Below are 24,703 nucleotides of genomic sequence, written 5' to 3' on the forward strand. Positions count from 1 at the left end.
CGGATCAGGCGGCAGAAGGCAGGCGCAGGCTGTCGGCATGGGCGCCTGTCGCCGCGCCACGTTCCAGCAGCGCCTTGAGGTCGGACAGCATCAGTGCCGCCGCACCCGATGCCATTGCCATCTCCGACCCGCGGTCGCCGGGGCCGAAACCGCACTGGAAATAATGTACCACCGTGCCGCCCTCCTCGAAACGGTCCAGTGTAAGCATGATCTTCACGCCGTTGGACAGGGACAGGCGGATCAGACGGTCAGGGATCATCTCCGCGCATTCGACGGTCACGGGATCGGCGGTCTCATGCATCCGCCACTCGGTGACGGTACCCTGCTCCAGCGGTTCGGTGCCGGCGCAGTGCGGCCAGAAGCGGCTCAGCATGTCGGGGTCGGTGAAAGCCAGGAATACCTCGCGGCGCGGACGCCGGATCGGCAGGCTGACGCGCGCAACGGAAACAGGCATGGCGTGGATCATTCTCGGACTCTCCCCAAAGTCTCGCCCCAGGTCTGGCGGTCAACGCGCAACACCCCCCGCGGTTCCCGCAATTCCGCATCCCGTCGCGATTGCCTCATTCCTGTCCGCCCCATAGGCTGACGTGCGGAGCGGGGCGGCGACCCCGGACGGGACGGACAGGAGAGAGTGATGGCCACATTCCGGCGCTGGTTGCCGCAGATCGCGCTGATGGTCGCGGTCTTCCTGATGCTGCTGGTTTCCAACCCGCGCGAGGACCTGCCGACGGTCGGTGCGATCTATGCCGGGATGCTGGCCTTCTCCGCCATGTCGCTGAACCTGCTGCTCGGCGCGCGGCTGCGCCCGGTGGAACGACTGTTCGGCGGCATGGACAAGATGTTCCTGCAGCACCGGCAGTTCGGCTACCTCGCCCTGGCCGCCGCTGTGGCACACTGGCTGTCCCCGCCCTCTTTCCCGCAGTTCCTGGCGGCCTGCGACGATCTCTGCAAATCCGCCATCGAAGCCGGTGAGATCGCGTTCAACACGCTGGCGATACTCGGCGTCTTTTCCATCGTGAGGCGCTGGACCTTCCGCGGCTGGCGCATTCCCTACCAGTGGTGGAAATGGTCGCATTACCTGCTGCTCATCGCGTGGTGGCTCGCCTTCTTCCACCTGATGCAGAACCGCAAGATGCCCGCGGTCTATCAGCAGATGGCGGAAATTCTCGGCCTGATCGGTGCGGCCTGCTTTCTGCTCTACCTTTTGGGCTGGGTGCTTCGGATGATGCGCACGAAGGCCTATGTGGTCGAAACCGTGACCCGCGATCAGGGCGTCACCGGCATCCGCGCGCATCCCAGGGGCAAGGGCATCCGCCACCGCGCCGGGCAGTTCGCCTTCATCCGGGCCAGGAAACCGGGCCTGCGCGAGGCGCACCCCTTCACCATCTCGGGTGGAGAGGACCGGGACGGCGTGGTTCAGTTCAACATCAAGGGCCTCGGCGATTACACGAAACGCCTTCATGCCGACCTAAAGGAAGGGGATACCCTGGTGGTCGAGGGCCCCTATGGCGATTTCCGTTACCCCGATCGCGAAGGGCGGCAGGTCTGGGTCGCCGCCGGGATCGGTATCACGCCCTTCCTGTCCTTCGTACGTTCTATGCCTGACCAGATCAGGGGAAAGGTGGAGATGGTCTACCTCGTCAAGACCGCCGAAGAGGCAGTCGCGCTGGAGGAGTTCGAGGCCGCCGCCGCCCGTGTCGACAACTTCCGCTTCACCCTGCACCCCTCGGCGGAGAAAGGGCGCTGGCCCGGCGTCACCCCGGGTCCCGACCTCAAGGCGGTGCTGTTCTGCGGGCCGCCGGTGCTGCGGGACATGCTGAAGAAGCAGTTCGGCCGAAAACTGCATTTCGAATATTTCGAATTCTGATGCGGCGGGCCGAAGCCCGCCCTACGCCCTAGCCGGACCGGACGACCACCGACACGCGGACCGCCCCGCCCTTTCACTTTGCCCAAAATATCCCCGCCGGAGGCTCCCGCAGGCGCCACCCCCGCGCCGCCGGGCTGTCAGCGCACCGGCTTCACGCCGAGATAGGCCATCAGCACATCAAGGATGGCCTTCTGTTCGGCAACCCGGCCATGCTCCACCTCGATGTTGTAGTAATCGCCAAGGCCGTTGAGCTTCACGTGGAAGGAGAAGGAGCAGTCGTTCCTCTCCGGCCGGACGTGTTCGTAGATCATGTTGATGCCACGCGCGCCCAGATAGCCGGCCAGCTTCTGCGCCTTCGCGTCAGCCTCGAAGGGTTTCAGCCCGGCGGTCAGCACGGCGTTGTCCTCGTCCGAAAGCCCGCCCTGCGGGTTGGAGGCCATGATTCCCTTCATGGTCGCGGAGGAGCGCGCGGCCGAGATGTGTCCGCGCCCGCCGTTGCCGACATGGCCGTTCTCGTTGGAATGCATCGTCAGCACCGGATAGCGGCGGGAGAAGTGGAGGTTCAGCGCCTCGGTAAAGGCCGGGGCGGGCTTGGCGGTCATGTCGCGGCAGGGGGCCGTGATGGAGCGGGTGGCGCCGAAGTTGCGGTTCGGGTCCTGGGAGCGGAAGCTGCGGCCCTCTCCGGTTTCCAGCGCGACCATCTTGCCGCCGTATCGCGACACGGAATAGAGCCCGGCGTCGAAGGCGGAATCCTCGTTGTCATGCAGGATCGCCCAGACCGGCCCGCGCTTGTGGCGGGTGTTGGAGATGACGGTCAGTTTCCAGCTGACGCCGTTCTCCGACACCAGTTCCTCGGTCACGCAGAGCGACGGGTCGGCGGCAAAGCTGCGGGCGTTGCGCGCGACGTCCTGGTCGCCGACGCCGTTCGGGTCGAGGCAGTTGGCGGCCACCTCCTCGGGGGCGAGGGTCAGGGCCTCGGGGCGCTGGCGCGGACGCAGGACGGGCAGGAGTTCGGCAGAGGCGAGGGTGGTCCGTTCCGCCTGCTCAGGGGCGGGCTCCGTGCCCCCGGTTCCGGCCTGAGGTTCCGTGACGGTCGCAGTCTGTTCGGCGGCCTCGGGCGTGGCGTCCTCTGTCACCGGCGTTTCCGGTGCGGTCGCGGGCGCCGGGACGGCGGCGATGACGGGTGCGGGTTCGGGTGCGGGTTCGGGTGCACGTTCGGCCACTGGCGCGGGGTCCGGCGCGGGCGACGGGGCCTCGATGCCGACGGCGATGCCCGCCGCCGCGTCCAGGTCGCCCTGCGGAAACAGGCTGGCCGCGGCCGATCCCTGCCCCGCCGATTCCGCGGGCCGGGGGGTTGCGCCGAACAGGCCAGGAGAGGTCTGGGCGGCAACCGGCGCGGCCAGCAGGATCAGGGCCAGGGCCGCGGGAAAGGGTCTTGGGGTCATGGTCTTCGTCCTCGGGCCGGTCAGAGCTGCAGCCGGAAATAGCCGTTGCCGCAATAGCCGGAATACATCCGCGCCTCGGTCAGCGGGCCTTCGATGGTGAAGGGCGTCTTTGAGCGGGGGCTCAGCCCGGTGCGGTCGATGCTCACGATTCCGCCCGCATCCACCGTACCGGTAAAGGTGCGCCCGTCGGACCAGAAGCGGATCGTTCCGTCGGTGATCTCGGCGGTGAAGCTGTAGGTCCTGAGGCATTCGCGCGACGGAGAGCGCCGGCCCGCGTCGGTGTACCCGCGCCAGCCCTTGAAGCTGCCGTTGTAACGCGCCGCCGGGTGTCCCTGCGGCGCGGGCGTGGCCATCACGGCGGGGGCTGCGGTGTCCGACCCGCCGTAACCGGCAAGTTCGGCGCGGATGTCGGCAAGGTATTCCTCCGCGTCGGCGCGGCCCGGATCCTCCATGGAGGCGCGGCCCAGGTAGCCGGTCAGGCAGACCTCGCTCTCGTCGAGGCGGCGGCGCGGGGACAGTTGGCGTTCCGCCTGGTCGATGCAGGACAGCAGCAGGTCGTAGGTATCCGCCCCGCCGGCTGCCGCGACAGGTGCCGCCCCGCCCGTGCTGGCACCGGTCAGCCGGGCCGCCGCCGGGGCATAGCCCAGCTTCTGCGCCCGTTCGAACCACTGCTGCGCCTTCAGGGCATTGGGGACGCCATGCGCGCCGCCTTCCCAGGCCTCGCCGATCTGGAAGGCGGTTTCGCCGTCGTTCCACTTGGTGAAGACAAGGTCGTAGATGTCGTCGGGCTGGACACGGCCCTGCTGGCCTTCAGGCAGGGTGCGGGCATGCTCCATCAGGTCGGCGGGGCTGCGGTCGATCTGCACGATCCGGCGGTAGGCATCCGTCGCCAGATGCGGCGAGCCGAGTTCGTTATAAAGCCCGGCGACGCGGTACAGGCTCGACACCATGTCGGGGGCCGAGATGGTGTTCATCTTGGTCGCGCGCTCGTACCAGGTCAGCGCCTGGTTGAGGTCGCGGGTCAGGAAGCCCGCGTTGTCGCTGGAGTAGTAGTCGCCCAGACGGATCGCGGCCTTGGGGTAGTCGGAAATCGCGGCGTTCGACAGAAGTTCGACCGCCTGTTGCCAGTCCTCGTCCTGACCGGTGGCCAGCAGCAGCTCGGCCCGCTTGAACCCCAGTTCGTAATCCGTAGGCCGCGCGTTGGACGCCGCCTTGCAGCTTTCCGTCGCAGCGGCGAGGTCGCCGGCGGGGATGTTGGTGTTGCCGAAGCTGAGCTGACGGTAGACGCTTTCGCAGATGCCGATGTGGTGGGCCAGTTCGGCGGGGGAGAGGACCTTGCAGGCCTCGGCCTCCTTCATCTGGGCGGTTGCGGCGTGGATCGATCCGGGGAAATTGCGCAGGTAGCTGCGGTAGGCGTCGCAGCTGTCGGCGGCCTGCGTGCTGTCCCAGTTCAGGGTGGCGATGCGGGCGTCGATGGCGGTGCGCAGCGCGGGGCAGCGGAAATAGGTGTCGCGATCGCGGCGCAGCTGGCTGAGATCGGTGGCGGATGCCAGCGTGCCCTGGACCGGCGCGTTCTCGCAGAAGCCCTCGGCCACCGCCGCGCCGCCACCGGTTTCGGGCTGCAGCCCCTCGCGCCCGGTGCAACGGGCCTGGCCGCCAATGATGACGGAGGCGAGGCAGAATTCCTTGTTCTCGGAGTTGGAGTAGTCGAGCTTGTCCTCGTAGACCGGTTTCTGGCTATGTCCCCCGGCGCGGGTGCGGGCGAGCGTCGTGACTTCCCCCTGCACCTGAGAATGCAGGTCGGACAGGCGGATGGAGGGATTCTTCGACAGCTGGCTGACCAGCACCCGGGTGTAGAGCGACAGCTGCACCTCGTCCTGCGGTCCAAGGGTGGCGAGCGATGTCTGCCCGGTGGAGGCGGAATAGAACATCGCCGTGCCCTCGATCTTGGCCGGGACAAAGCTGTCGTTGCGCCCGACTGACTTGGTCCCATCCCCCGTCGCCACCGGAGAGTTGCGGCAGGCGTCGTAAAAGACCACCACGCCCTTGGGTCCGGCGGTCTTGATGACGCCGAGGATGTCCTTGTTGAAGTTGACCGACCGGCGCTTGAACAGCAGTTCCTTCGCCTGCGCGTTCGGGGCGGACACCTGCGGGTCCATGTCCACCGGAACGATGTAGTTCGACGGATCGTCGTCGAAGCTGATGCCGTGGCCGGAGTAGTAGATCACGACCGAACTGTCGCGCGTCAGGGTGGAGGCGAAGAACAGCACCTGTTCCTCGAGCGTATCCTTGTCGCCGTTGGCGATGACCTTGATGTTTTCAGAGGGGTAGCCCATCCCCTCGAACAGTTTCTGAACCGCCATGGCGTCGTTGGCGGTGACAGGCAGGTCGGTGATGCCGTCGTTTTCGTAGTCGGCGTTGTAGATGATGAGCGCGTGGTTCTCTCCGCTCAGCTCGCGCGCGATCGGGCCGGTCACCTGCACTTCGGAAAAATTCTTGAACAGCACGTCCTGAGCCGCGGTCGGGGCGGTCAGGCCGGACGCCAGCAGGGTGAGCGCGACAAGGGCGGCGGTGGCAAGGGATCGGATCGCGGTCATCTGGTCTTCCTTCGGGTCGTCGGTCTTCCGGGGGTCACTGCGGTTTCTGGCCCCATTGATTTGCAAGGTACTGGCCATAGGCCCATCCTGCCGCGCCGGAGGCATGGCGGACGGTGCACCAGCGCAGCTTCCACCCCTTCACCTTCTGGCAGTCGCCGACCTCCACCGCCGTGGCGTCCGGGGCCAGTTCACCCACGACGGCAAAGTCCGTACCGGGTCCGGCGCGCACGTTCAACATCTCCGTCATCGGGTGGTCGGTGACGTGGTAGCTGCCGGTAAAGGTCGCGGCCTGCCGGGTGCCGCCGCGGCCTAGGTACTGCCCGAAGGCCCAGCCCGTGACGCAGCCGTGGCTGATCCGGCACCAGCCGTCATTCTGGCAGCCATGCACCGTGACGCCGGTGTCGTTGAAAGCCAGCGCACCGACCGCCTTGGCCGACCCGCTGCCGGAGGCCCGCACGTTCAGCCAGTCGCCGGTGGACACGCCCTGCACCTGCCACGGCCCGTCGGCGCGCGCGCAGGCAGGATAGCGGGAGGACGGGACCTGCGGCGCGGCAAAACCCGCGTTCTGCAGCCAGGCGACGCGGGCGGCGGTGACCTGTGCCACGCAGGCGGGGTTCGCCCCGCAGGCGTCGCGCTGCCCGGTCCGCCATCCCGCCTGATCCGCATTGTCGGTGCGTCCGCGGGCCCGGGCGGTCACGAAGGCCTCGTTCAGCTGCTGGTCGAGCCTGCCGAGTTCATAGTTGTCGCAGATCGCACGCTCTGTCGCGTTCAGCGCCGCCGCACCCCGGCACCAGCTTGGCTGGTATAGCGCCTGCATCCGCGACAGGTGCTGACGGGCGGCCGAGGCGAACTCACCCGCCGGATGCTGCATCAGGTAGGTCTGGTAGGCGGCCTGCGTGTCGGTCGACTGCGCGGCGGAATAGGCCTGCACGGCGGCGGCCTGCTGCGCACTGACGGCGGCGGTTTCAAGCTGGGCGATGCGGGCCTCCGCCAGCGGGCGGAACTGGCCGTCGGGGTATTGCCGGATGTACAGCCGGACCATCTCCGCGTCGTCCATGTCCTTGACGGAATTCCAGAAGGCGGCCTCCGCGGCGGTCTGGTCCCGGGCGGCCTGTTCTGCGGCGGCGGCTTCGGCCATCTTGCCGATCCTCAGGCGCGCGATCGGGGCGAAGAAGCCCTGCGGGTAGAGGTCGAGATAGCTTTGCACCTCGCGCGGGTCGTCGCTGTCCTTGACGCTGTCCCAGTACAGCCGTTCAGTGTCCGCCTTGCCACCCGCAACGACCCCGGCGGTGCCGGGCACGGCGCCGGTGTCGGTGATCGCGACGGGCTGCACGGATACGCCGAGGTCCGCGCGCAGGATTTCATCCCGGCCGGTGCAGCGGGCGGTGCCGTCAACGTCGACCGTGGCAAGACAAAATTCGTTGTGGTCGGAGCGGGAATAGTCCAGCTCGTCCTCGAAGACTGGCTGCTGGCGGTGCCCCCCGGCCCGTTCCCGCGCCAGCCGCGACACGTCGGACTGGACCACCGCGTGCAGATCCGACAGCCGCATCGTCGGGTTCTCTGCCAGCTTGGACACCAGCACGCGGGTGTAGACCGACAGGTTCGCGTCCGCCTCCCCGTCCAGCGCGGCGAGAGAGGTTTCCCCGGCGCGGGCCGAATAGAACATCGCGGTGCCCTGGATCTTGGCGGGGACAAAGCTCGCCTCCGTCCCGACGGCCTTGGTCGCATCGTCGCCCGCCACCGGAGAGTTGCGGCAGGCGTCATAGAAGACCACGACGCCCTTGGGTCCGGCCAGCTTGATCGTTCCCAGAACATCGTCATTGAAGTTGACCGCGCGGTCCTTGAACATCCGTTCGCGCAGCTGTTTCGCTCCGCCTGTCACCTCGGGGTCGAGGTCGACGGGCACGATGTAATTGCGGCTGTCACCCTGAAAGCTGATGCCATGGCCTGAATAATAGATGACCACCGTGCTTTCGGTATCGAGCCGCGCGGTGAAGTCGAAGATCGCCCGCTTGAGGTCCTCTTTCGGAGCGTTCTCGATCAGCGCGATGTTGGTTTCCGGATAGCCCATCCCGGTGAACAGCCGCCGCACCGCCTGCGCATCGTTGGCGGTCACCGGCAGGTCGGTGATGCCGGGGTGGCTGTAGTCGGAATTGGTGATGATGAGCGCATGGGACTGCGCACTCGCCGCCGTCGTGACCGCGCCCGTCACCTGCACTTCGGAGAAGTTCTTGAACAGCCGCTCCTGCGCCGCGACGGGTCCGGTCAGGGCCAGAAGGGCAAGGGTGGTCAGGGTCGGGCGCAGGCGGATCATCGGCTTACCTCATCTGCACTGTCCGTTCGAATCGAGCCGCGAGGCGTCCTCGGTTATCGAAAAGCGGACAGTGGCGGTCACCGGGGCCTGCGTGCCGGTGGCGGCCTGTGTCGGGGTCTCGTTCCGGGCGAAGGTCTGCTCTGTCACGTCCGAAACGACTTCGGAGAAATTCTTGGTCCGGCCTTTGCTGTAGTCCTCAAGCGTCTTCAGCAGATCGGTGCCAAGCTGCGAATAATCGGTCAGACCGGGGTAGCAGTTGATCGCGATGTCCACGCCGACAGTCGGGGTGTGGGACTGCAGTTCGCGGCCCGGCTGCGGGATCTGGCGTGTCTCGCCGGGTTGCAGGACCGGGTTGCCGATGGCGGCGGGCGAGAGCCGGAAGAAGGTACCGGCCCGCGTATCCGGATAGATCACGTCCAGCAGGCAGGCGCGGTCGGTCTGCACGGTGAAGCGCGCGCCCTCACAGACCTTCAGGTGCGGATTTTCCACCCGCACTGTCAGGCCGTGGCGCTGCGGGGCGGCGGCACCGGGCGGCACGTCCAGCGTGCGGGGCGCGGCATGGACCTCTGCCGCAGCCGGGACGGGGGCAGAGGAGGTATAGGGCAGCGCCGCGACATGGGTGGGCGTATAAGAAGCGGTAGCCGGAACGGTCGACCCGATCATCGGGCGCGGAGTCGTCAGGAACAGCGCGGCCGCGATCAACTGATAGCTTTCCTCGACCTCGTAGCGTTCGACCAGACCGCGCCCCTCTATATCCGCGAACCAAGATTGCAACCGGTCCTTGGCCGGAGAGAAGGGAAGCGACTTCGCTTTTTCCTGAAGCTCATCGAAGGTCAGGCCGAATTCGGCGGCCAGCAGGTCCTTGTCCAGTTCGTCGAAATACTTCGCGATGGTGTTGGTGACGGGTTCGTGGTGATAGCGCCCCGGTCCGTCCGGCAGCGAATAATCCCCGCCCGAGGCCGCGAGGGCGTCGAGATAGCGGTTGGTATCCTCCGCATAGGCGGCGCGCAGGGTATCGTCGCTGGCGTAGAGTTCGCGCATCGCCTCCATGGTCACGCGGTCTGTGCCCTGGTTCTCTACCGCGGCGCGGATCTGGTCATAGCCTTCGATCGGGCCATTGACGTGGCAGGTCATGCAGGCCGACCCGTTGGAGATGGTCGCGCCCGAGACCGGGCTTTCGCCCTTGAAGAACACGACCGATGTCGGGCCGTCGGGGATGAAATGACCCGGACCGTCGGTCAGGAAGTAGCCCTGCATCCCGTTCGGCAGGGAAAAGATCATCTCCCCCCCGTCGGACTCGAAGACCTTCTGCGAGGCGGGGAATGCCTCGTGCGGGCCAAGGGGACGTTCCTTCAGCCTCCGGTCGGCGGATACGGCGCGGTCGAAGTCGTAGGAGACCCAGTAGTAGCCGCCCGTCGGCTGTTCGATCCGCTCGATCAGGCGGTTGTTCTGACTGACGCCCGAACCGCCCTCGAGAAACCCGGCACGCAGCACGTCGCGACGCATGATCGCGCCGGGCCGGTCGAGCCTGAGGAGCGTGTGTTCGAACTCCTGCGCCGTGTCGGGAAGGTTCAGCATGAACTTGTAATAGAACGGTTCACCCACCACCGCGACGAACCAGTCACCCCGCATCACCGGGACCGAGGTGCCGGTGATTTGCGCCACCTGATTCAGGTTCTCGTCCCGCCCCGCACCGAAGGGATCCATCCCGTAGGGATAGGGCTGCGCCTCTTTCAGGCCGGGGATCCGGCCGCCGATCAGCGCCTCCCACTGGCGGGTGGTCCAGCCATAGTCGCGGATGTCGATCGCATAGATGGCCATGCCCTCGGCAATCGGTTCGACCTGTTTGACCTTCGGTTCCCACGAGAGGGAGTTCACCAGCTTGTTCAGACCGGCGACATAGCCCGCAAGGTGCTGTTCCTCGAAATCCTGCATCGACTGGCAGGGCAGCTGGCCGTTCTGGAGGTGGCGGAAGGTGAAGTAGCGCGTGAAGGGCCGGTCGCGGTCGTCAAGCGACACGAGGTGCTCCTGGATTGCCCGGTTCTGCGCGGCGATGTCCATGAACATGCGGCTGTCGTCGCGCGGCGGGTCGATCTTTTCCGCCGTCAGGAAGGCCTTGTCGACAGCGAGGCCGGCGATCCAATCCTCTACCAGCTTGCGGTCGGAGTCCGAGGCCGCATTGCCCGGCGGCATGGTCGAAAGCGACCGGTACAGCGCGGAGGCCGCAGGGTCCCCCGGCATCACCAGAGAGGAATCCGACGCCACGCGGGAGGCCGAGGCAAGCACCGCCTTCGATGCAGCCGAGGCCCCGCGCACATGGCAGGACTTGCACTGCGCCGCGAAGAAGCCGTCCACCGCCGCCGTCAGCTCCGGCGCGGGTTCGGAGACGGGGGAGCGCGGTGCCTCGCAGGTCATCTCGACCACCGTCCTGGGCAGCTCCTTCAGGTCGGCGAGGTACTGGTAGATCGAGGTCCGGTCGGTCTCATCGGCGGCGGCCAGCTGCGCGGCGACGGCGGCCATGGTGCCCTGCAGCTTCGTGCTGCCGTCCAGCCCGGTTCCGGCGGCCATGGCGGCGTGGAACCCATCCAGCCCGAGGGGGGAGATCGTGTCGCGGGAAATGTCCCCGGCGACCTCTCCCATGGGGGAAATCCCGCCCCGGTGCACCTGGTCGGACTGCAGGATGAAGGCGGAATTCCGCGGCGTGTGGCAGGCCCCGCAGGCGGCGACGGAGTCGGTCAGGTACTTGCCCCAGGCCAGGGCGTCGCGTTCATTGTCCCCCGCGCCGCTGTAGGTCGCCGGTTCGAAGGAGAACCGCCAGGGGTTCTTTCCGAAGATGCGGCGGGTCAGCAGCATGGAATGCGGCTCCGACGCGCGGTCGGACCTGGGGGCGGTCTGCTTGATGTATTCGAACAGGTCCACAGCGTGCTCGGGCTTCATCCCGGCGTAAAATTCATAGGGAAACAACGGCATGTACTGTCCGCCGTCCGGCGAAACGCCGTGCAGCATGGCGTTCAGGAAGTCGCCCCTGCTCCATTCCCCGATCCCGGCGGCTGAGCCGGTGATGTTGGGGACGCGGACGGTGCCGTAGGTCGGGCTGTCGATCTCCATCCCGCCGCCGAGCAGGGGGGCGGACGGGTCCAGCGCCGCGCCGGTTTCCTGATGGCAAGAGGCGCAGGCGCCGACGTGGAACAGCCGTTCGCCCCGCGCGAGGTCCGGCGCGTAGGTGGCAAAGCTGCTGTCGTCGAAGACCTGGGCGCGTGCGGGGGAAACGGAAACTGGCGAAACAAACGAAAATGCCGCCAGCGCGGCCAGCCTGAGCAGGAATGTCATAATCAATCCGTCGTCTTTTTCCGGGTATCCTCCTGAAGTTGGGTCTTTCACGCAAGAATAATCAGCCCGTTGCCAGGCAGGTACGGACAATCCGTCCGATTATAATGGATTGTCGCACCCGGATTTTGGCGGGCGGTTTGCCGCAAGCGAGGTCGCCGGGTCCGGATTCCGCTGGAAACCCCCGCCCCCGGCATTAGGTTGGCACGGGAGCTTTGACCGACTCCGGATTGATCTGCCCATGACCGTTTTTCTCCGCGCGATGCCGCCCCTGCGCCGTCTCGCCGGACTTGCCCTTCTTGGCCTGCTGCCCGCGCCCCTGTGGGCGGCGGAACTCGCCGTGCGCGCCCCGTCCGAGCTGGAAGAGTCGATCCGCGCGGCCTCGCTCAGCCAGGCGGCGGTGAACGAAGACCGGACCGATCCGCAGGACCTGGTGGCCGCCGCACAGTCGGATTACCGCCGCGTGCTCGCCGCGCTTTACGAACAGGGCTATTTTGGTGCCGAGGTGCACGTGCTGGTCGACGGGCGCGAAGCCGCGAACCTGTCGCCCCTGCGCCCCCCCGCCCGCGTCGACCGGATCGAGATCGTTGCAACCGCCGGTCCCGGTTTCCTGTTCTCGCGGGCCGAGGTCACGCCGCTGCCGCCGGGCACGCCGCCGGTTGAAGGCTTCGCACCCGGCCAGCCCGCCGGCACCGCGATCATGACCGAAGCGGTGAGCGAGGGCGTGGAGGCCTGGCGCAACACCGGCCACGCCAAGGCGGAGGCGACCTCGCAGGACATCGTGGCCGATCATGCGCGGCGCACCGTAGCGGCGCGTTTCGGCATTGCGCCGGGGCCTCGGCTGACCTTCGGGCGCGCCCGGATCGCGGCGGAGAGCGCGGACAGCAAGGTCCGCCCCGAGCGTATCCTCGCCATCGCCGGCATCCCCGAGGGCAAGGTCTACTCCCCCGAAGCAATCGAGACGGCCGAGCGGCGGCTGCGGCGCACCGGCGCCTTCCGCGCCGCCAACGTGACAGAGGACGAGGCGATCGGTCCGGGCAACACGCTTGGCACCGAGATCGCCGTCGAAGACGCCAAGCCACGCCGGTTCGGTGTCGGCGCGGAGGTGTCGACCATCGAGGGTCTCCGGCTCACCGGGTTCTGGCTGCACCGCAACGCCTTTGGCGGGGCGGAGCGGCTGCGTTTCGACGCAGAGATCGCGGGGATCGGCGGGTCGACCGGCGGCATCGACTATTCGCTGGCCGTGCAGCTGACCCGCCCGGCCTTCCGCCATCCGGACGCGCAGCTGACGTTCCGCGCCGCGCTGGAGCGGGAGGACGAACCGACCTACCTGTCCGACAATTTCGAAATCGCCGTCGGCGTGGAGCGGATCCTGAACGACAACCTGACCCTGACCAGCGAGGTGGGGCTGCGGGTGGCGCGTACGGACGACGTGTTCGGCGTGCGCGACTTCCGCCACATCCTCATCAGCGGCGGGGCGATCTGGGACAACCGGGACAACAGCACCGATCCCCGCAAGGGGGCCTATGCCGAGGTCGAGGTGCAGCCCTTCGTCGGTTTCTCCGGTTCCTCCTCCGGCATCCGCACCACCGCCGACATCCGTGGCTACCGCGCAATCGGCGAGCGTCTGGTGATCGCCGGACGGGTGCAGCTCGGCTCCGTCGTGGGACCGTCGATCGCGCAGACGCCGCCGGACTTCCTGTTCTTCTCGGGCGGGGGCGGAACGGTGCGCGGACAGGGCTACCAGTCGCTTGGCGTCGGCACCGGTCCGACGCGGACCGGCGGACGCTCCTTCGCCGGGTTCAGCGCGGAAATCAGGGCTGACGTGACCGAAAAGATCGGCGCGGTGGCCTTCTTCGACTACGGCTATGTCTCCGCCTCCAGCAGTTTCGAGGGCGGCGGCGATCACGCGGGCGCGGGCATCGGCGTTCGTTACAAGACCGGCATCGGGCCGATCCGTGCCGACCTTGCCGTGCCGGTGACAGGGAACAGCCGCAGCGTCAGCCTCTACGTCGGGATCGGACAAGCGTTTTGATACGGATTTTTGCTCTTCTCCTCCTTCTTCTGGTCAGCGCCCTGCCCCGCAGCGGTGTGGCGCAGGACGACGACGGCAAGGGGTTCCTGACCCGGTTGCTGCAGGATTCGCTCTCCGGGGCCGGGCGGGACGTTCAGATCGACGGCTTCCGCGGCGCGCTGTCCTCGCGCGCGTCGCTCGACCGGATGACCATCGCGGACGAGGACGGGGTATGGCTGGAGCTGACCGGGGCCGAACTGGACTGGAACCGCTCCGCCCTGCTGCGCGGGCGGCTCGAGGTCACGGCGCTGACGGCGGAGTCGCTGGAACTGGTGCGTCTGCCCAAGAGCGAGGAATCCTCGGCCGAGGCATCGGGCTTTGCCATTCCGGACCTGCCGGTGTCGGTGGATGTCGGACGGGTGGCGGTCAACGACCTGCGCATCGGGCGCATGGTCATGGGCGAACCGGCGCAGTTCACCTTCGAGGGCAACGCGCAGCTGGACGGGCAGGCGCTGGCGGCGACGCTGTCGCTGGTGCGGCGCGACCGGGAGGGGCAGATCGGGCTGGTGCTCGACCTGCGCCCGGACGAGAACCAGCTGGTGCTGGACCTGAACGCCGACGAACCGGCGGGGGGGATCGCGGCGCGGCTGCTGGACCTGCCCGGCCAGCCCGCGCTGTCGCTGAGCGTGGACGGCGAGGGGCCGCTTGACGATTTCACCGCCAATGTCGCGCTGTCTTCGGACGGGGAAGACCGGCTGGCGGGCACCGTCACCCTGCGCGGACAGGCGGACGGGGCGCAGGCCTTTGCCGCCGACCTAGGCGGCGACCTGACCGCCCTGCTGCTGCCGCAGGCGCGTGAATTCCTTGGTCAGGACATCCGGCTGGTGGTGGACGGCCAGCGCACGGCCGAGGGCACGCTGGCGCTGGACCAGCTGTCGGTCGACTCCGCCTCGCTGAAGCTCGACGGTTCGCTCGCCACCGCGCCCGATGGCCGCCCCGCCCGGTTCGACCTGACCGGAGAGATCGCCGCGCCAGACGGAACGCCCGTTGTGCTGCCCTTCGGCGACCAGATCGCCGTGCGGCAGGCGACGGTTTCGGCGCGCTTCGACGCCGCCGAAGGCGACGGGGTGACGGCAGAGATCGCGATGACCGATTTCTCCCGGCCCGGCATCGCCATCGGCACCGGCGCCCTGACGCTGAGCGGGACCATCGCGACGGAAGGCACACCCTCGGTCGATCTGGTGCTGGACGCCGGCCTGTCGGGCGTGGCGTTCGAGGATGCCGGACTGCAGCAGGCGCTCGGACCCGAGTTCACTGCCGATGCGGGCATCCGCTGGACCAGCGGCGCCGACCTGACCGTGACCGGGCTGGACCTGCGCGGTACCGGCTATGGCGTGACGGCGGATGCGACGCTGACACCGGGCGGCGGGACCTCGATCCTGACCGCTGACGGGCGCGCGGCCTTTGAGGACCTGTCGCGGCTGGCCACGCTTTCGGGCACGCAGATCCGAGGGGCGGCTGATGTGGCGTTCGACGTCTCTGCCGACCTGCTCGGCGGCAGCTTCGCCCTGTCGGCAGAGGGCGGAACGACCGACCTCGCGCTTGGCATCGAAAGGCTGGACCCGGTGATCGGCGGGGATTCACAGCTGGTGCTGAACGTCGCGCGCGGACCCGAGGGGATCGCGCTGGACGGCGTGCGGCTCAGCAACGACCAGATCCGGCTGGAGGCGTCGGGACAGGTCGGCAGCGACACAGGGCGGATCGACTATGCCGCGAACCTCCGGAACTCCGGCGCGTTCATGGGCGTGGACGGCGGGCCCGTGGACCTGACCGGCACGGTGGTGCGCGACGCCGAAACCTTCACCATCACGCTGGACGGCGGCGGGCGCGACATCGCCGTCGGGATCGCGCAGGCGGATGCACTGCTGAAGGGGCAGACGGAGGTGTCCGCGCAGCTGACGCTGAACGACCGGATCCTGCTGGACCGCGCGGCGGTGGTCACCCCCGCCATGGACATCCGGGCGGAGGGCGAGCTGACCGAAGGCGCGCGGCAGGTGCGCGTGACGGGTCGGCTGAACGACAGCGGGCTGCTCACGGGTGCCGAAAGCGGGCCGGTCGATCTGGTGCTGACGGCTCGCCAGGACGGCGCGGATTACATCGTCGACCTCGACGGCACGGCGCGCGATCTCGCCATCGGGGTGGCGCAGGTGGACGGGCTGCTGGCGGGGGAAACCAGGGTCACCGCCTCCGCCAGCATCGGAGAGCGCATCCTGCTGGAACGCGCCACCGTCGCCAACCCCGCGCTCACCGCCGAGGCGGAGGGAGAGTTGACCGAGGGGCGGCGCGACGTCCGGCTGTCGGCCCGGCTTGCCGACAGCGGCAGGCCGCTCGGCGGGTCCGGCGGTCCGCTCACGGTCGACCTGCGTGCGGTGCAGGACGGTGCGGGCTACCGGCTGACGCTGGACGGCACGGGCGAAAATATCGGCACCGGGCAGGCGCTGGCGGATTCCGTTCTGGCCGGGACGACGACCATCGCCGCGCGCGGGCGGGTGGAGGGATCGCGGCTCGACCTCGACTCCGCCAGCGTGGAGGGGCGTTCGATCACCGCGCAGGCCAGCGGGGTGGTGGCCTCGGGGGCGACATCGCTCGATTTCTCGGCACGGCTGGCATCGCTGTCCTCGGTCGTGCCGCAGGCGCCCGCGGGGCCGTTGTCGGCCTCGGGCCGGGTGCGGCAGGGCGCGGACGGGGCGCTGGACCTCGCCGTGACGGCTGAGGGGCCGGGCGGCACGACGGCGCGGATCGACGGGCGCGCGCTGCTGCCGGGCGGGGCGGTGGACCTTGCGATCGCGGGCACGGCCCCGCTGGCGCTGGCCAATCCCTACATCACCCCGCGCTCCGTCACCGGCACGGCGCAGTTCGACCTGACCCTGTCGGGTCAGCCCGGACCCGACGCGCTGCGCGGCCGGGTCACGCTGTCCGGCGGACGGTTCTCCGAACCCGCGGTCGGGCTGGCGGTGGAGGACATCGCCGGAGCCATCGACCTGACCGGCGGCGCGGCGCGGCTGGACCTGCGGGCGGCGGTGAACGGCGGCGCGATCACCCTCAGCGGGCCGGTCGGGCTCTCCGCCCCCTATTCCGCCGACCTGACGGCGGCGCTGAACAACGTACCCTTCGAACAGCCGGGGCTGGTGACAACCCGTGTGAACGGCCAGATCGCCGTGCGCGGCGGGCTGACGGGCGGCGGCACGGTCAGCGGCCGTGTCGGACTGACGGATACCGAAATGCGCATCCCCGATGGCGGCTTCGGCGGGGTCGAACCGATCCCCGACATGCGCCATGTCAACGAAACCGCCGCCAGCCGGACCACGCGGGCGCGGGCCGGGCTGACCGGAGAGACCGCGGGCAGCGGCGGCTCCGGCGGGGGCGGTGCGCTCGGCCTCAACGTCCAGGTGGTGGCGGACAGCCCGATCTTCGTGCGCGGGCGCGGCGTCGATGCGGAGCTGCGCGGCGGGCTGGTGCTTGAGGGCACGACAAGCGATGTGCGTCCGATCGGCCAGTTCGACCTGGTGCGCGGGCGGATCGACATCCTGACCAAGCGGCTCGACCTGACGGACGGTCAGATCCGGCTGGCCGGGGGCTTTGACCCGATCATCCGTCTGGTGGCGGAAAGTGCCTCGGGTGAGTACGTGATCCAGATCGCGCTGGAAGGTCCGGCGGCGCAGCCCACGGTGGTCTTCTCCTCCCGCCCAGAACTGCCCGAGGACGAGGTGCTGGCGCAGCTGTTCTTCGAACGCGACATCGGATCGCTCACCCCGTTTCAGGCGGCGCGGCTGGCGCTGGCGGTGGCGGAACTGACGGGCCGGGGCAACGGCGGGATCGTCGGCAAGATCCGCGAAGGCGCGGGGCTGGACGATCTCGACGTCAGCACCACGGCGGAGGGCGAGACGGCGCTGAGCGCGGGCAAATACATCAGCGAAAACGTCTATACGGAGGTGGAGGCGACCAGCGGCGGCAAGACCAGCCTTTCGATCAACCTCGACGTGACGCGCAACCTGACCGCCAAGGGGCGGGTCGGATCGGACGGGGATTCCAGCCTCGGCCTGTTCTTCGAAAAGGATTACTAGCCCCGCGGTCAGGCCCGCATCGCCGGGCGCTTCTGCGGCCAGCCGGTTGCGCGGTGCCAGCCCTCGGCCAGTTGCAGGACGGCGAGGTCCCCGCGCGCCGGGCCGATGATCTGCAGCCCGAACGGCAGCCCTGCGTCGCCGAACCCGGCCGGGACGGAGACGGCGGGCAGGCCGATCAGCGAGGCCGGGATCACGCATTCCATCCAGCGGTGGTAGGTGTCCATCTTCCGGCCCGCGATCTCCTTCGGGTGCGCCCAGTCCACCGGGAAGGGCCAGACCTGCGCGGTCGGGGCGACAAGGGCGTCCACGGTATCGAACAGGGCGGCGGCACGACGGAACCACGCAGAGCGGATCGCGCTCGCACGCTGGATTTGCGGGGCTGTCATGGCACGGCCGCGCTCCACCTCCCATATCGCATCCTCGCGGATACGGGGGCGGTGCGCGTCGTTGTCGTAGAGGGTAGCGAGGCTGGCCGCGACGGCGAAGGAGCGGAGGTCGATCCAGGCCTGCCAGATCTCGTCCGCCGGCATGGGCGGGTCCAGCGCGACGACTTCGCAGCCCAGGTCGGTGAAGGTGGCAAGCGCCGCCTCGCTCGCTGCCAGCAGCCCGTCATCCATCGCCCAGGCCCCGCCCCAGTCGGCCAGCCAGCCGATGCGGCGACCGGCGAGGTCGGCGCCGAGTGCGCCGTGAAAGCGCGGTCCGTCGTGGGACAGCGGCACCCGCGGATCACGCCCCGCCTGGATGTCGAGCAGGGCCGCCATGTCGTCCGGGCAGCGCCCCATGGGTCCATTGGTGGAGAGCGGGTGCAGGAAGAGGTCGCGCTCCGGATCGCCGGGGACGAGGCCGTAGCTGGGACGAAAACCGTAGACATTGTTCCAACCGGCAGGGTTGCGCAGGCTGCCCATCATGTCGGACCCGTCGCAGACCCACTGCATCCCCGTCGCCAGCGCCACCCCTGCCCCGCCCGACGATCCTCCGGCGGAGCGCGTGGTGTCGTAGGGGTTGCGCGTCGCGCCGTAGACCGGATTGACGGAGTGGGAGCCGAGCCCGAATTCCGGCGCGTTGGTCTTGCCGATGAAGATCGCCCCCGCCGCCCGCATCCGCGCCACGAAGAGGTCGTCGTTCTTCGGCACGAAGTCCCGCAGCACCGGAGAGCCGAGAGTCGTGCGCAGCCCGGCGGTATTGGCCAGGTCCTTCACCGCGACAGGTACCCCGTGCAGCCAGCCTCTGCGGGGTGCGGCATCGGCGGCGCGGGCCTCGGCCAACAGGGTGTCGGGATCGCGCAGTGCGACGATGGCGTTGACGGAGGGGTTCACCGCGCCGATCCGGTCGAGACAGGCGCGCATGGCCTCTTCGGCCGAAACCTCGCGGGCGGTGAGTCGGGCGACAAGGTCGCCGGCGTCGAGCTCTGTCAGGTCCATCGGATCCTCCTGTCCCGCCAGAGTAGCGGCCGGCGGCGCGGGTACCAGAGGAAAAGGCGTGTGTTGAAGGGGGAGGAGGGGCGCTGCCCCCGTCGCACCGTCGCTGCGACTGGTGGACAAAGGGGGCTCTGCCCCCGTCGCGTGACGCGACTCCCCTGGGATATTTCGGGCAAGATGAAGCTTGGGTCGGCGGGGCCGGGAGGCTATCCTTTCGGGGAGTATCAGCCGAGAGGATCGACCATGACCCGCCGCCTGCCTGCCCTGATCGTCGCCTGCCTGCTGCCCGTCGCGGCGATGGCAGCGCCCTGTGGCAATACCGCCCAGGGATTCGAGGCCTGGAAAGCCGCCTTCGCGCGGGAGGCGCAGGCGGCCGGGGTCGGGCAGCGCGGGCTGAACGCGCTGACCGGGGTGAGCTATTCCAACGGCACCATCGCGGCGGACCGCAACCAGAAGGGGGTGAAATATTCGCTCAACGATTTCCTGCGGATCCGCGGGGTGGATGCCATCGTCGCGGGCGGGCGCAAGCGCAAGGCCGCGAACCGGGCATTCTACGACGTGGTAGAGCGGATCTACGGCGTTCCGGCGGGGATCCTGCTGGCGATCCACGGGATGGAAAGCGGCTTCGGATCGGGCTTCGGCAAGTACAACGTGCTGAGCTCGAATGCCACCGTGGCCTATGACTGCCGCCGGTCGGAGTTCTTTACCGGGCACCTCGTCGCGGCGCTGAAGCTGGTGGACCGCGGCTGGCTGGACCCGAATGCCCGCGGCGCGGCGCATGGCGAGATCGGGCATACGCAGTTCCTTGCCGGGAACGTGCTGGCCTATGGCGCGGACGGCGATGGCGACGGACGGGTGGATCTGTACGGGTTGTCGGACGCCATGGCCTCGACCGCGAACTTCTTCCGCCAGAAGGGATGGCAACCGGGGCAGCCCTATGCCGAGGGCACGCGGAACTTTGCCGTCATCCGGGAATGGAACGCCGCCAAGGTCTATCAGCAGGCGATTGCGATTGCGGCGGCCCGGATTGACGGCTGAGGCGGTCGTCCGGCCGGGCGTCTAGGCCGGACGCGTCACCGGCCCCTCCCCCGCCCGCCAGGCCAGTGCGAGCGGCAGGGCCGCCAGCGCGAAGCCGAGCACCGTGGTCATGGTGTGGCTGAGCCCTCCGAGCCCGCCCATGGGGGCCGCGATCAGCAGACCGGCGAAGAACAGCAGCACCCGAAGGGCCGCCCCGGTCGCGCCGGAACCGAGCGAGCCGATCAGGCTGACATGCCCCTGCAGCGCGGCGGATATGAACCAGATCCCGGCGATGGCGCAGGCGAGGACGAAGAGCACCTCTCCGGTGCCGGCCTGTCCTATCAGGGCGGGGTTCAGCACGAAGAAGAAGGGCGTTATGTAGATCACTCCGCCAAGGCGCATTGCCTCCAGCCCCGTCTTCATCGGGTCCGCACCCGCCATGGAGGCGGCGGCGAAGGCACCCAGGGCGACCGGCGGGGTGATGTAGCTGACCATGCCCCAGTAAAGGATGAACAGGTGCACGGCGAGCTCGTTCAGCCCCGCCTGCACCAGCGCGGGTGCAAGGATCACGGCGAGGAAGATGTAGCAGGCCGTCACCGTCATCCCCATGCCGAAGATGAAGGCCGTCACCGCCCCCATGATGAGCAGCAGCGCGACGGAGTTGCCCGCCAGCGCCACCAGTTCCCCCGCCAGCGGTCCGGTGAGGCCGGTGGCCTGGAACGCGCCGACGATCATCCCGATGCCAAGCAGGACGGCGACCAGTTCCGCGAGGATCCGCCCGACGGAGGCGATCATGTCGAAGAACCCCCGGACGGAGAAGCGGTCAGGCCCCATCACCTGGTTGATCACCAGCAGCAGCAGGATGGCGTAGAAGGGCGCGGTGCGTTCCCATCTGTAGGCGACCATCAGGTAGATCAGCAGGGCGAAGACAAAGATGTAGATCCAGCCTGACCGGAAGGTCGCGCCAAGCTGGGGCAGGATCTCCTTCGCCATGCCACGCAGGCCGCGCCGGGCGGAATAGGCGTCGATCTGCGCGAAGAGCCCGAAATAGTAGAGCAGCGAGGGGATGGCCGCCGCCAGCATGATCTCCGTGTAGGGCAGGCCGAGCCACGAGGCCATGACGAAGGCCGTCGCGCCCATGATCGGCGGCATCAGCACGCCCCCGGTTGAGGCGCAGGCCTCGGTCGCCGCCGCGTAGCGGGCAGAGAAACCGGCCTGCCGCATGGCGGGGATCGACACCGCGCCGGTGGTCAGCACGTTGGAGATTACCGACCCGGACATGGAGCCCATGAAGCCGGAGGCAAAGATCGCCACCTTGGCCGACCCGCCCCGGTAGCGTCCGACCAGGGCCAGGGCGAGATCGTTGAAGAAGCGGCCCCCGCCGGTGTACTGGAGCACGGCCCCGAACAGGATGAAGCCGATGACCAGCGTTCCGAAGGCCTGCATCGGGATGCCGAAAGACCCCTCGGCCGAATACATGAAGAAGGGCACCACATCCCGGAAGGGCTGGGTGAAACCGGACAGCGGGTCGGGCACCTTGTCGGCAAAGGTCGGGTAGAGCGAGAACAGCAGCACCACCCCGAACAGCACGTTGCCGCCGGTGCGGCGGGTGCCTTCGAGGATGAGCAGGTAGAAGACAATGGCCGCCCAGACCCCGTGGTCGGGCGCGGCGTATTCCCAGCCGTAGGTGGCGGCGGTTTCGGCGTTGAAGGCCATGTATCCGCCGGTTGCGACGGCGGCGGCGAAGAGGATCCAGTCGTACCACGGAACCCTTGCGGTATGGGGCGCGCGGGCGCGGAAGGTCAGGAACGCGAGACACAGGAAAATGCCCGCCAGCAGGTTCAGATAGACCCCGTCGAGGATCGCGCTGCCGGTGAGTTTCAGGTTGAACAGCTGATTCACGGTCAGCGCGATGGCGAAGAGCGTGAAGGCGACGATTATGATGCGCGGCAGCCCGGTGAAGCGGAGCTTTTCGCTGGCCGCCTCGGCCTCGATCAGGGCCGCGCCACGGCCGGTTGCTGCATCCTTGTCGGTCATCTCTTGTTCCCCCGTGCGGCCCCCGTCAGGCCCCGTGCGGCGTCTGCGGCCGCCTGTCCTGTCGCGCGTGTCAGCAAAAAGGGCGGGCCGCTGCGGCCCGCCCTCATGACAATGGTCGGCTTACATCGGCGCCGGCATGCCCGCCGCGCCGAGGGCTTCCTTGCGCTTGGCCGCCCAGGCCTCGGCCCAGTCGCCGTCGGGGTTGGCGGCGGTCAGCTCTTCCCACGCTGCTGCCAGCACGTTCTGGCGTTCGATAAGCATGTCGTTATGGCTCTGCGCCTCGTCGGTCCAGACACCGGCTTCCTGGTAGTACTTCACCGCGCCCTCGTGGAACGGCACCACCCAGTCGAAGACCTGGTTGCCAAGCGCCCAGCCATTGGCGCCCGGCGCGTTGCCCTCGTACTTGTCGAACAGTTCCACCATGGCCTTGGTCATGTTGTAGACAAGGTCGGCGTCCTGCGTGTCGTAGGCCATCAGGATCGGATAGGGATAGGTGCCGAGCGTCTTGCCCTCGGTCCCGTCAAGCTCCGCGCCGAGGGTGGCCTTGGTCATCACGTAGTAGGGCGCGACAGCCTTGAGCCGGTCGAAGGCCTCCTTGTCGTCGGGATCGACCGGGGGCCAGAAGATGCCGTGCGGGCTGGACGCGGTTTCATAGGCGTTGCCTGCCGTGGTGATCGCGAAGGCGGCGTCGGTCGATCCGTCGACCATGCCGGTCCAGGATGCGCCATAGCCGCCGAATTCGACCACGTTCACGTCGTCCCAGGTCAGGCCGCCATAGGCCAGCCAGGCCTCCGCATTGGTGTTCAGCGCCGGCGCGCCCTTGATGTAGGAGACGTTCAGCCCCTTCATGTCGGCATGGGTGAAGCCCTCGCAGCCCGGCTTTCCCGCCTTCTCGCAGCCGGTCTTCGTGACGGCGAGCACAAGCGCGGAGCCTGAGCCGACGTTGTTCATCAGAAGACGGACCTTCTGCGGCCCCCAGGCCTTGTCGCCGAATTCGAAGACGCCTTCCTGCGCCATGTAGGTGCCGACCCCGTTGGCCGAGAACTGGACCTTGCCCTGACGGACCGGTTCAAGCCGGCTGAGGTCGTTCTTGCCGGGCAGGATCCGCAGGTTCGTGCCCGAAGCCTCCTGCATGGCGGCCCCGATGGCCACCGCCTGGTTGTAGCCCGAAGAGCCGGTGTCATAGGCCGTCCAGGTGACAGTGTCGGGCAGTCCTTCGGCGGCAACGGACGTCGCCGCCAGCGCCAGAACGGCGCCAAGCGTGATGGTACGCATGATTTCTCCTCCCATTCGGCGGTCTCCCGTCCGCCGGTGGAGGGAGGATTGCATGGCCGGGAGGTGTTCTCAAAGGAAAAATTTCCGCAGGGCGGATCAGTCTTCCGCCGTCGCCTCGGCCCGGCTCTTGCCGCTGACGTCCATGGCCAGCGTCGCCGCCATGAAGTCGTCGAGATCCCCGTCCAGCACACCCTGGGTGTCCGAGGTCTCGTGGCTTGTGCGCAGGTCCTTCACCATCTGGTAGGGCTGCAGGACGTAGGAGCGGATCTGGTTGCCCCAGCCCGCCGACCCCTTGCTTTCATGTGCCTCGTTGATCGCCGCGTTCCGCTTGTCGAGCTCCAGCTGGTAAAGCCGCGACTTCAGCGCCTTCATGGCGATGTCCCGGTTCTGGTGCTGCGACTTCTCGGAACTGGTGACGACGATCCCTGTGGGATGGTGGGTGATCCGGACGGCGGAGTCGGTGGTGTTCACGTGCTGCCCGCCCGCACCGGACGACCGGTAGGTGTCGATCCGGATGTCCGCCGGATTGACCTCGATCTCGATATTGTCGTCGACGACCGGGTAGACCCAGACGGACGCGAAAGAGGTCTCGCGCGTGCCCTTGCCGAAGGGGCTGATACGAACCAGACGGTGCACGCCGGATTCGGACTTCAGCCAGCCATAGGCGTTGAGCCCGCTGATCTTGTAGGCGCAGGACTTGATCCCGGCCTCCGCGCCCGCTTCCTCGGACTGGAGTTCGACCTTGTAGCCACGCTTGTCGGCCCATCTGACGTACATCCGCTGGAGCATCTGCGCCCAGTCGCAGGCCTCCGTCCCCCCTGCCCCGGCGTTGATCTCGAGGAAGGTGTCGTTGCTGTCGGCTTCACCGTTCAGCAGCGCCTCGAGCTCCTTCTCGGCGGCGCGGGCACGCAGGGCCTTCAGGGCGGCCTCGGCTTCGGCCACGACCTCCGCGTCGTCCTCCATCTCGCCCAGCTCGATCAGGTCGACATTGTCGGTGAGGTCCTGCTTGATCCCGTCATGCACCGCGATGCGGTCCACCAGCATCTGCCGGTCGCGCATCAGGGCCTGCGCCTTCTCGGGATCGTCCCAGAGATTGGGGTCCTCCACCCGCGCGTTGAATTCCTCCAGCCGGTGCTGCGCGGTCGTCCAGTCCATCCGCTGGCGCAGAAGCTCCAGCGAATTCTCGATTTCGGAGACGATGGTCTGGGTCTCGGCGCGCATGTCGGATCCGTTCGGTTGGTGAGTGTCGCGTGATAGCGCGGGCGGGG

General features: G+C 68.2%; 13 protein-coding genes. 4 read left to right on the plus strand and 9 right to left on the minus strand.

All coding sequences use genetic code 11. The annotated features are described in order from the left end of the window. Positions 1-4: 4 nt before the first annotated feature. Positions 5-466, minus strand: coding sequence for an SRPBCC domain-containing protein (locus tag IEV87_RS11945; protein WP_188477897.1), 462 nt, complete (start codon positions 464-466; stop codon positions 5-7). A 168-nt stretch (positions 467-634) separates the two neighbouring features. Between IEV87_RS11945 and IEV87_RS11950 the strand changes: the two genes are divergently transcribed. Continuing rightward, a complete protein-coding gene (locus IEV87_RS11950) occupies positions 635-1,867 on the plus strand; it encodes a ferredoxin reductase family protein (RefSeq protein WP_188477898.1) in 1,233 nt (410 codons plus the stop codon). Between the two features lie 137 nt (positions 1,868-2,004). Here the strand turns inward: IEV87_RS11950 and IEV87_RS11955 are convergent, their stop codons facing one another. From IEV87_RS11955 to IEV87_RS11970, 4 genes are read right to left on the minus strand one after another with little or no spacing between them, the layout of a single operon-like run. Beyond that, positions 2,005-3,312: a hypothetical protein gene (locus tag IEV87_RS11955; protein ID WP_188477899.1), complete on the minus strand. Its 1,308-nt coding sequence runs from the start codon at positions 3,310-3,312 to the stop codon at positions 2,005-2,007. A gap of 20 nt (positions 3,313-3,332) precedes the next feature. Further along, the gene (locus tag IEV87_RS11960) at positions 3,333-5,909 is read right to left on the minus strand and encodes a caspase family protein (RefSeq protein WP_188477900.1); all 2,577 of its coding nucleotides are present in this window, start codon (positions 5,907-5,909) and stop codon (positions 3,333-3,335) included. 34 nt (positions 5,910-5,943) lie between these two features. Further along, the gene (locus IEV87_RS11965; RefSeq protein ID WP_188477901.1) at positions 5,944-8,223 is read right to left on the minus strand and encodes a caspase family protein; all 2,280 of its coding nucleotides are present in this window, start codon (positions 8,221-8,223) and stop codon (positions 5,944-5,946) included. A 9-nt stretch (positions 8,224-8,232) separates the two neighbouring features. After that, complete coding sequence (locus tag IEV87_RS11970; RefSeq protein ID WP_188477902.1) at positions 8,233-11,553, minus strand: c-type cytochrome; 3,321 nt, start codon at positions 11,551-11,553, stop codon at positions 8,233-8,235. Between the two features lie 238 nt (positions 11,554-11,791). Between IEV87_RS11970 and IEV87_RS11975 the strand changes: the two genes are divergently transcribed. Both IEV87_RS11975 and IEV87_RS11980 read left to right on the plus strand, forming a co-directional pair. After that, positions 11,792-13,585 carry an autotransporter assembly complex protein TamA gene (locus tag IEV87_RS11975; protein ID WP_188477903.1) on the plus strand — a complete coding sequence of 598 codons (1,794 nt, stop codon included), beginning with the start codon at positions 11,792-11,794 and terminating at the stop codon, positions 13,583-13,585. After that, complete coding sequence (locus IEV87_RS11980) at positions 13,582-17,688, plus strand: translocation/assembly module TamB domain-containing protein (RefSeq protein WP_188477904.1); 4,107 nt, start codon at positions 13,582-13,584, stop codon at positions 17,686-17,688. Before IEV87_RS11975 ends, IEV87_RS11980 begins: the two co-directional genes overlap by 4 nt. Before the next feature lie 8 nt (positions 17,689-17,696). On the opposite strand, the gene IEV87_RS11985 is transcribed toward IEV87_RS11980, so the two are convergent. After that, positions 17,697-19,109, minus strand: a complete 1,413-nt coding sequence (locus tag IEV87_RS11985) for an amidase (RefSeq protein WP_188477905.1) — start codon at positions 19,107-19,109, stop codon at positions 17,697-17,699. 240 nt (positions 19,110-19,349) lie between these two features. Between IEV87_RS11985 and IEV87_RS11990 the strand changes: the two genes are divergently transcribed. Beyond that, the gene (locus tag IEV87_RS11990) at positions 19,350-20,144 is read left to right on the plus strand and encodes a lytic murein transglycosylase (RefSeq protein ID WP_188477906.1); all 795 of its coding nucleotides are present in this window, start codon (positions 19,350-19,352) and stop codon (positions 20,142-20,144) included. 21 nt (positions 20,145-20,165) lie between these two features. On the opposite strand, the gene IEV87_RS11995 is transcribed toward IEV87_RS11990, so the two are convergent. The 3 genes from IEV87_RS11995 to prfB form a co-directional block, all read right to left on the minus strand. Next, a complete protein-coding gene (locus IEV87_RS11995; RefSeq protein ID WP_188477907.1) occupies positions 20,166-22,160 on the minus strand; it encodes a TRAP transporter permease in 1,995 nt (664 codons plus the stop codon). 120 nt (positions 22,161-22,280) lie between these two features. Further along, positions 22,281-23,435: a TAXI family TRAP transporter solute-binding subunit gene (locus IEV87_RS12000; protein WP_229737546.1), complete on the minus strand. Its 1,155-nt coding sequence runs from the start codon at positions 23,433-23,435 to the stop codon at positions 22,281-22,283. A gap of 96 nt (positions 23,436-23,531) precedes the next feature. Then, entirely contained in the window at positions 23,532-24,656 is a 1,125-nt protein-coding gene (gene prfB, locus IEV87_RS12005) for a peptide chain release factor 2 (protein ID WP_188477909.1), read from the minus strand. Positions 24,657-24,703 lie beyond the last annotated feature (47 nt).

The organism is Primorskyibacter flagellatus (assembly GCF_014638275.1).
GTDB classification, from domain to species: Bacteria; Pseudomonadota; Alphaproteobacteria; order Rhodobacterales; family Rhodobacteraceae; genus Pseudooceanicola; species Pseudooceanicola flagellatus_A.